The sequence below is a fragment of the Streptomyces sp. AB3(2024) genome, from assembly GCF_041862025.1.
Taxonomy (GTDB): domain Bacteria; phylum Actinomycetota; class Actinomycetes; order Streptomycetales; family Streptomycetaceae; genus Streptomyces.
Genome location: NZ_JBGWAB010000275.1, coordinates 1 through 3256, shown reverse-complemented (window position 1 = coordinate 3256; position 3256 = coordinate 1). Strand labels below are relative to the sequence as shown.

Sequence of the window (3256 nt, the reverse complement as noted above, 5' to 3'; positions counted from 1 at the left end):
TATCTTCGCGATGCCGGCCCCAGTGAACCTGGTCCTTAGGGATGAGGGTGATGGGTGGCTGGTCGTTGCTTGAGAACTACACAGTGGACGCGAGCATCTGTGGCCAAGTTTTTAAGGGCGCACGGTGGATGCCTTGGCACCAGGAACCGATGAAGGACGTGAGAGGCCGCGATAGGCCCCGGGGAGCTGCCAACTGAGCTTTGATCCGGGGGTGTCCGAATGGGGAAACCCGGCAGTCGTCATGGGCTGTCACCCATGCCTGAACACATAGGGCATGTGGAGGGAACGAGGGGAAGTGAAACATCTCAGTACCCTCAGGAAGAGAAAACAACCGTGATTCCGGGAGTAGTGGCGAGCGAAACCGGATGAGGCCAAACCGTATGCGTGTGATACCCGGCAGGGGTTGCGCATGCGGGGTTGTGGGAATTCTTTTGACCGGTCTGCCGGCCGGTCGGCGAGTCAGAAACCGTTGATGTAGTCGAAGGACATGCGAAAGGTCCGGCGTAGAGGGTAAGACCCCCGTAGACGAAACATCAGCGGCTTGCTTAAGAATCTCCCAAGTAGCACGGGGCCCGAGAAATCCCGTGTGAATCTGGCGGGACCACCCGCTAAGCCTAAATATTCCCTGGTGACCGATAGCGGATAGTACCGTGAGGGAATGGTGAAAAGTACCGCGGGAGCGGAGTGAAATAGTACCTGAAACCGTGTGCCTACAAGCCGTGGGAGCGTCGCTGTATGTGCTTGCACATACAGTCGTGACTGCGTGCCTTTTGAAGAATGAGCCTGCGAGTTAGCGGTGTGTAGCGAGGTTAACCCGTGTGGGGAAGCCGTAGCGAAAGCGAGTCCGAATAGGGCGATTGAGTTGCACGCTCTAGACCCGAAGCGGAGTGATCTAGCCATGGGCAGGTTGAAGCGGAGGTAAGACTTCGTGGAGGACCGAACCCACCAGGGTTGAAAACCTGGGGGATGACCTGTGGTTAGGGGTGAAAGGCCAATCAAACTCCGTGATAGCTGGTTCTCCCCGAAATGCATTTAGGTGCAGCGTCACGTGTTTCTTGCCGGAGGTAGAGCACTGGATAGGCGATGGGCCCTACCGGGTTACTGACCTTAGCCAAACTCCGAATGCCGGTAAGTGAGAGCGTGGCAGTGAGACTGTGGGGGATAAGCTCCATGGTCGAGAGGGAAACAGCCCAGAGCATCGACTAAGGCCCCTAAGCGTACGCTAAGTGGGAAAGGATGTGGAGTCGCAGAGACAACCAGGAGGTTGGCTTAGAAGCAGCCACCCTTGAAAGAGTGCGTAATAGCTCACTGGTCAAGTGATTCCGCGCCGACAATGTAGCGGGGCTCAAGCGTACCGCCGAAGTCGTGTCATTGCAGCAATAGGGCCAACGCCCGCTGTGATGGGTAGGGGAGCGTCGTGTGCCGGGTGAAGCAGCAGCGGAAGCTAGTTGTGGACGGTTCACGAGTGAGAATGCAGGCATGAGTAGCGATACACACGTGAGAAACGTGTGCGCCGATTGACTAAGGGTTCCTGGGTCAAGCTGATCTGCCCAGGGTAAGTCGGGACCTAAGGCGAGGCCGACAGGCGTAGTCGATGGACAACCGGTTGATATTCCGGTACCCGCTTTGAAACGCCCAATATCGAATCAGGCGATGCTAAGTCCGTGAAGCCGTTCCGGACCCTTCGGGGAAAGGAAAGTGGTGGAGCCGACGAACCAGACTTGTAGTAGGTAAGCGATGGGGTGACGCAGGAAGGTAGTCCAGCCCGGGCGGTGGTTGTCCCGGGGTAAGGGTGTAGGCCGAGGGGTAGGCAAATCCGTCCCTCATTAAGGCTGAGACCTGATGCCGAGCCGATTGTGGTGAAGTGGATGATCCTATGCTGTCGAGAAAAGCCTCTAGCGAGTTTCATGGCGGCCCGTACCCTAAACCGACTCAGGTGGTCAGGTAGAGAATACCGAGGCGTTCGGGTGAACTATGGTTAAGGAACTCGGCAAAATGCCCCCGTAACTTCGGGAGAAGGGGGGCCATCACTGGTGATCGGACTTGCTCCGTGAGCTGGGGGTGGCCGCAGAGACCAGCGAGAAGCGACTGTTTACTAAAAACACAGGTCCGTGCGAAGCCGTAAGGCGATGTATACGGACTGACGCCTGCCCGGTGCTGGAACGTTAAGGGGACCGGTTAGTGACCTTTCGGGGTTGCGAAGCTGAGAACTTAAGCGCCAGTAAACGGCGGTGGTAACTATAACCATCCTAAGGTAGCGAAATTCCTTGTCGGGTAAGTTCCGACCTGCACGAATGGCGTAACGACTTCTCGACTGTCTCAACCATAGGCCCGGTGAAATTGCACTACGAGTAAAGATGCTCGTTTCGCGCAGCAGGACGGAAAGACCCCGGGACCTTTACTACAGTTTGATATTGGTGTTCGGTTCGGCTTGTGTAGGATAGGTGGGAGACTTTGAAGCCGTGACGCCAGTCATGGTGGAGTCGCCGTTGAAATACCACTCTGGTCGTGCTGGATGTCTAACCTCGGTCCGTGATCCGGATCAGGGACAGTGTCTGATGGGTAGTTTAACTGGGGCGGTTGCCTCCCAAAGGGTAACGGAGGCGCCCAAAGGTTCCCTCAGCCTGGTTGGCAATCAGGTGTTGAGTGTAAGTGCACAAGGGAGCTTGACTGTGAGACCGACGGGTCGAGCAGGGACGAAAGTCGGGACTAGTGATCCGGCGGTGGCTTGTGGAAGCGCCGTCGCTCAACGGATAAAAGGTACCCCGGGGATAACAGGCTGATCTTCCCCAAGAGTCCATATCGACGGGATGGTTTGGCACCTCGATGTCGGCTCGTCGCATCCTGGGGCTGGAGTCGGTCCCAAGGGTTGGGCTGTTCGCCCATTAAAGCGGTACGCGAGCTGGGTTTAGAACGTCGTGAGACAGTTCGGTCCCTATCCGCTGTGCGCGTAGGAATATTGAGAAGGGCTGTCCCTAGTACGAGAGGACCGGGACGGACGAACCTCTGGTGTGCCAGTTGTCCTGCCAAGGGCATGGCTGGTTGGCTACGTTCGGGAGGGATAACCGCTGAAAGCATCTAAGCGGGAAGCCTGCTTCAAGATGAGTATTCCCACCTCCTTGAGAGGGTAAGGCTCCCAGTAGACGACTGGGTTGATAGGCCAGATGTGGAAGCCCGGTAACGGGTGGAGCTGACTGGTACTAATAGGCCGAGGGCTTGTCCTCAGTTGCTCGCGTCCACTGTGTTAGTTCTGAAG

Annotated in this window: 1 rRNA gene; it reads left to right on the top strand. The window is 56.7% G+C overall.

The features are described from left to right. The first annotated feature begins 101 nt into the window (after positions 1–101). Positions 102–3224: ribosomal RNA gene (locus tag ACEPPI_RS40220) — 23S ribosomal RNA — on the top strand. The last annotated feature ends 32 nt before the right edge of the window (positions 3225–3256 follow it).